The 4700-nt window shown below is 69.1% G+C and carries 4 protein-coding genes; 3 read left to right on the top strand and 1 reads right to left on the bottom strand.

Annotated elements, in window-relative coordinates; all coding sequences use genetic code 11:
• Positions 1-101: 101 nt before the first annotated feature.
• Positions 102-1493, bottom strand: coding sequence for an O-antigen ligase family protein (locus B3587_RS03330; protein WP_292726539.1), 1392 nt, complete (start codon positions 1491-1493; stop codon positions 102-104).
• 85 nt (positions 1494-1578) lie between these two features.
• On the opposite strand from B3587_RS03330, the gene manA reads away from it, so the two are divergent.
• The 3 genes from manA to B3587_RS03315 all read left to right on the top strand — a co-directional run.
• Entirely contained in the window at positions 1579-2736 is a 1158-nt protein-coding gene (gene manA, locus B3587_RS03325; protein ID WP_292726537.1) for a mannose-6-phosphate isomerase, class I, read from the top strand.
• 151 nt (positions 2737-2887) lie between these two features.
• Complete coding sequence (locus tag B3587_RS03320) at positions 2888-3211, top strand: WhiB family transcriptional regulator (protein WP_228177570.1); 324 nt, start codon at positions 2888-2890, stop codon at positions 3209-3211.
• Between the two features lie 98 nt (positions 3212-3309).
• Positions 3310-4700 (top strand): glycosyltransferase family 2 protein (locus B3587_RS03315; RefSeq protein WP_414683109.1); only part of this gene is annotated, 1391 nt, incomplete at its 3' end.

Raw genomic sequence — 4700 nt, 5'->3', positions numbered from 1 at the left:
CCGAAAGCCGTCATCGCTGCCCACGCTAGCTCGCCGACATCACAGATCGGTCACAGACTCCCGAGCCTTCGCCCCGAATGCAGAGCCATCCGCGGCCGAAGTCAGTTGGCCCGCAGCAGCTCCCCGCGTTCGATCGCGAGGCGCTGTTCGGCAGGCCCCTCGCCGATGTGCGGGGACTGCTTGATCTTGGACCCGAGCAGGATCATGAGCATCCACCCCCAGCCCATGAGGGGCGCGGTTTCGGCAAGACCCTGGACGAGGAGTACCGCGGCGGTGAGCGTCGGCAGCAGGGTCAGCGCCGAATACGGCCGGTCGGCCCGCAGATCCCAGCGCGGCCGGTCGACGGCGAAGAACCACGAACGCCACACGAACGCCAGGTAGGCGAAACCGAGCAGGAAGACGCCGACGACGCCGAGTTGAAACAGGATGTCGACCCACACGCTGTGCGCCTGCGTGACCTGCCTGCCGTCGAGCACGATCCAGTCCTGGAACGCGGGATCCCACGGCAGCCAGGGCGTGGCGAAGCCGCCGCCGAAGGCGAGGTGATCGCCCGCGCGTTCGAGGACAGCGGTCCAGATCGTTTCGCGGTCGAGAAGGTCAGCCGTGCGGTCGAGCGCGGTGAACACGGGAACCCGCCACCCCCAGAGTGCGAGCGCGCCAGCAGCGCCGATGACGGCATAGCCGACGTAGTAGCGCGTGCGCTCGCCGGGCTTTCGAGCGGTCCGCATCAGCAGCACGGTCGCCAGCACGAGCGCGACCCCGGCGGCGGCGATCCACGCGGTCACGGATGCCGCGAGCACGAGCGTCAGGGCAGAGAGTCCGATCCACACGCCGAGCATGATCCGGCGCGACTCTCGCGCGGCGAATTCGATCGCGAACACGATGACCGCGAGCAGAGCGATCATGCCGAGGAGGTTCGGGTTCCCGATGACGCCGTCGATGCGCGCGCCGGCGAAGATACCGCCGCTGATCCACTCGGCGCCGCCGGCCGCGGCATCCGTCTCGAACCCCGCGTACAGGGTGCCGCCGACGAGCCACGCCACCAGCACCTCGGCGACAAGAGAGAGACCGATCACCCATCCGAGGGCGGCCCCGATCGCGCGAACGATCTCGCGCCAGGTGAGCACGCTCGCGATGGCGACTCCCTGGAAGGTCGTGGCAACCAGCAGCAGCCACGTGAGCGCGGATGTCTCGCGCCAGCCCGACCACGCGATGGACAGCCCGGCCCACAGGATCAACGTTCCCGCAATCCAGGGGAGCCGTCGCCATTGGAACGGTGGGCGGATGACCGCGACCATGATCGCCGAACCGGCGACGATCACGCCGCCGACGATCGCCGTGAGGGGCACGCCGAATCCGAGCACCCAGCCCGGAGCGGTGAACGCGAAGAAGAGGCTGAAGACCATCCATCCGCGCAGCAGAAGATGCCGGGTGCGCTCCCGCTCTGGAGCGACCGGCGGCGCCGAAGCTGGATGACGGCTGAAGCTGGCCATGGTGCTCTCAGGGTAGCGCTCAGCGTCTGCCCGATGCGGGGGCCACTGGCCAGGATGCTGGCGCTCGCGTCGGTACGCTGGTCGCGTGCTGGTTCCGCTCACGAACACGCCCCGCGACTACGCCTGGGGGTCCACCACTCTGATCGCCGAGCTGGAGGGGCGGACTCCGACCGGTGCGCCCGAGGCTGAAGTGTGGTTCGGGGACCATCCCGGCCACCCAGCCCGTGTGCCGGACGGTCGGACTCTCGGTGAATGGCTCGCCTCCGCGGACGCGCCCGAGGGTACTCCGGAGCGCCTGCCGTACCTGCTGAAGATCCTCGCGGCTGGTTCGCCGCTGTCGATTCAGGCCCACCCGTCGAAGGCGCAGGCCGAGGAAGGGTTCGCGCGCGAGGAAGCCGCAGGGACCCCTCGCGACGCTGCGACGCGGACCTATCGAGACGCCAACCACAAGCCCGAGATCATCGTGGCCCTCAGCGACAGGTTCCTCGCGCTGGCCGGCTTGCGCGAGCTCGCCGCCACGCGGCGGCTCCTCGACGCCGTCGGGGAAGCGACAGCACCGCTGCGGGCCGTTCTCGACTCCCACCCGGATGACGCAGACGCGCTCGCGGCAGCACTGATCTGGATTCTCTCGCCGGCAGCAGGTGCGCAGGTGAGTGAGATCATCGCCGCGGCGACGGATGCGGCATCCGACGAGTTCGGGGATGAGCTGGAGCTGGTGCGCCACCTGCAGAGCCACTATCCGGGCGACCCCGGCATCGTCGTTGCCATGCTTCTGAACCTTGTCATCCTGCGCCGCGGTCAGGGCGTGTTCGTCCCGGCGGGTGTCCTGCACGCGTACATCGAAGGGCTGGGCGTGGAGATCATGGCAGCCAGCGACAACGTGCTGCGCGGGGGACTGACGCCGAAGCACATCGATGTGGCCGAACTCACGGCGATCCTCGACCCGCGACCGGGACCCGCGCCCGTGCTCGATCCCGCCGCGGGCACTGCCCGCACGTTCACAGGAGGCGTCCCCGATTTCGTTCTGACGCAGGTGACGGCGGATCCGAGCGCAGCTGTCGAGGTTCGCATGAACGGCATCGCGATCGCCGTCGCGACCTCCGGTGAGGTCGAGATCACGGGTGCGGATACCCAAGACCGCCTCACACTCCGCCCCGGGTCGGCGGCCCTCATCACCCCGAACGAGGGATCGGTCTCGATCTCGGGATCCGGCGAGGCATTCATCGCCGAACCTGGACAGTAGTTCCGCCCGCGACACGCCGCGAATTCCGCCAAGAAGGTTAAGGCGGCGATTGAGGGTTTACGATCTGCGACTTGACCGCAGCGAACTACACCGGTGTAATTACTGCAACACGCTGACCGCGTGGGGGAGTTCTTGAGGTGGGGAGAACGACATGTCGGCTTCGCAGTACCGCTCGGGTGTGCCGGACAACTGGTTCGTCGACCCGGTACATCTTGGCGTGCCAGGCGTACGTCGTGTCGACCCGGAAGACGAGAACGCTCTCGCCTGGCAGACCGACGCGCTGTGCGCGCAGACCGATCCCGAGGCGTTCTTCCCCGAGAAGGGCGGCTCGACGCGAGACGCGAAGCGCATCTGCAGCTCGTGCGATGTCCGCGGCGAATGCCTGGAATACGCGCTCCAGAACGACGAGCGATTCGGGATCTGGGGCGGTCTCAGCGAGCGTGAACGTCGTAAGCTCAAGCGCCGGGCAAGCTGACTGGCTGCGGGGGTTTCAGCGCTCGCGTGAGCCCTCAGCCGGAAACGCCGGGCCCAAGGCGCCTGCGTCGGGGGACGCAACCATAGGCTGACGGCGTCATGCCCGGCACTGTTCACGCGATCGTCGTCGTGCGTCCCGACGGTCGCACGTCCGCGGCGTACCACCTTCGTCGCACCTTCGCGTCCGTGGCGGCGGGCTCTCGCCGTCCGGATGCCGTGACCTTGGTGGTGTGCGGAACCGACCCGGCAGTTGAGGACGCCCTCGAGCCAGGAAACCTCCCCGATCCCACCGCTGATGGGCGGGGCGTGCGCGTCATCCGTCTCGGGCGGCGGACGCGGTTCGCGGCAGCGGTGGCCAGTGCGGCCCTCGAGCCGGATCCTCGAAGCGGCACGGGTATGGATGCCGACCTGCTGTGGTTACTCGCGCAAGACACCGCTCCGGAACCCGAGGCACTGGCCCGCCTCGCCGGGCAGCTCGAGCTTTCGCCGACGCTCGCGTTCGTTGCGCCGAAGCTGGTACGTGATGACCGTCCCGAACGGATCGTGTCGCTCGGTGTGAGCATGACCCGCGCCGGCTCTTCCGTGGAGCTGGCAGCCGGCGACCTCGATCAGGGTCAGCGCGATGGCATTACCGATGTGTTGGGTTCCGACATCCGTGCCGTGCTCGTGCGCGGGTCCGTCTTCCGCGCGGTGCGCGGGATCGACCCGGCCCTCCGCGACGCGGACGAGGGCCTTGACCTCGCTGTGGCAGCACGCCTCATGGGAGGGCGGGTTGCGCTGGTCCCGACGACTCGCGTCGCCGTTTCGGGTGATGGCGTGGCGGGACTCCCATTCGCCGACACCGGCCGCCGGCGCCGCATGATCATCGCTCGGCGCCGCGCTGCCCAGTTGCACCGGCGTCTGACCTCTGCCCACCCCCTCTTGCTCGTTCCGATCTGGTTGTCGCTGCCGGTTGTTGCCCTCGGCCGCACGATCGCACAGCTGGTGATGAAGGATCCGGGCCGGATCGCAGGGGAGTGGACAGCCACGATTCTCGCGATGGTGCGCCTTGCTGCGGTCGCGCGGGGCAGACGCCACCTGCGTCGTCACCGCACCGTGCCCTGGTCGCGGATCGCCCCTCTTCGAGTCTCGACGGCGCTCGCCCGAGAGCGAGCGGTCGAACCCGCCGAGCCCGCGCCGGATTCTCTTCCCCGCGCGGAGCTTCACTTCTACGGTGGGGGCGGCGCGTGGCTCGTCCTTGCCATGGCCGTCGTGTCACTCGCCGCATTCCCCGCCTTGCTGGCGTGGCCAGCCCTCGGTGGCGGTGCGCTTCAGCCGCTGCGCGACACCGTCGCCGGGCTCTGGGCTGACGCGGCGTACGGACTTCGACCGATGGGGTGGAACGTGTCGGGACCCGCCGACCCGTTCTCGGCGGTCGTCGCGGTGATCGGCTCCCTCTGGCCGTTCGCGCCGAGTCGGGCTCTCGTGCTGCTGTGGTTGGCTGCGCTGCC

The organism is Microbacterium sp. UBA837, assembly GCF_002296025.1.
GTDB lineage: Bacteria > Actinomycetota > Actinomycetes > Actinomycetales > Microbacteriaceae > Microbacterium.
This window is presented reverse-complemented; position numbering and strand designations above follow the sequence as displayed.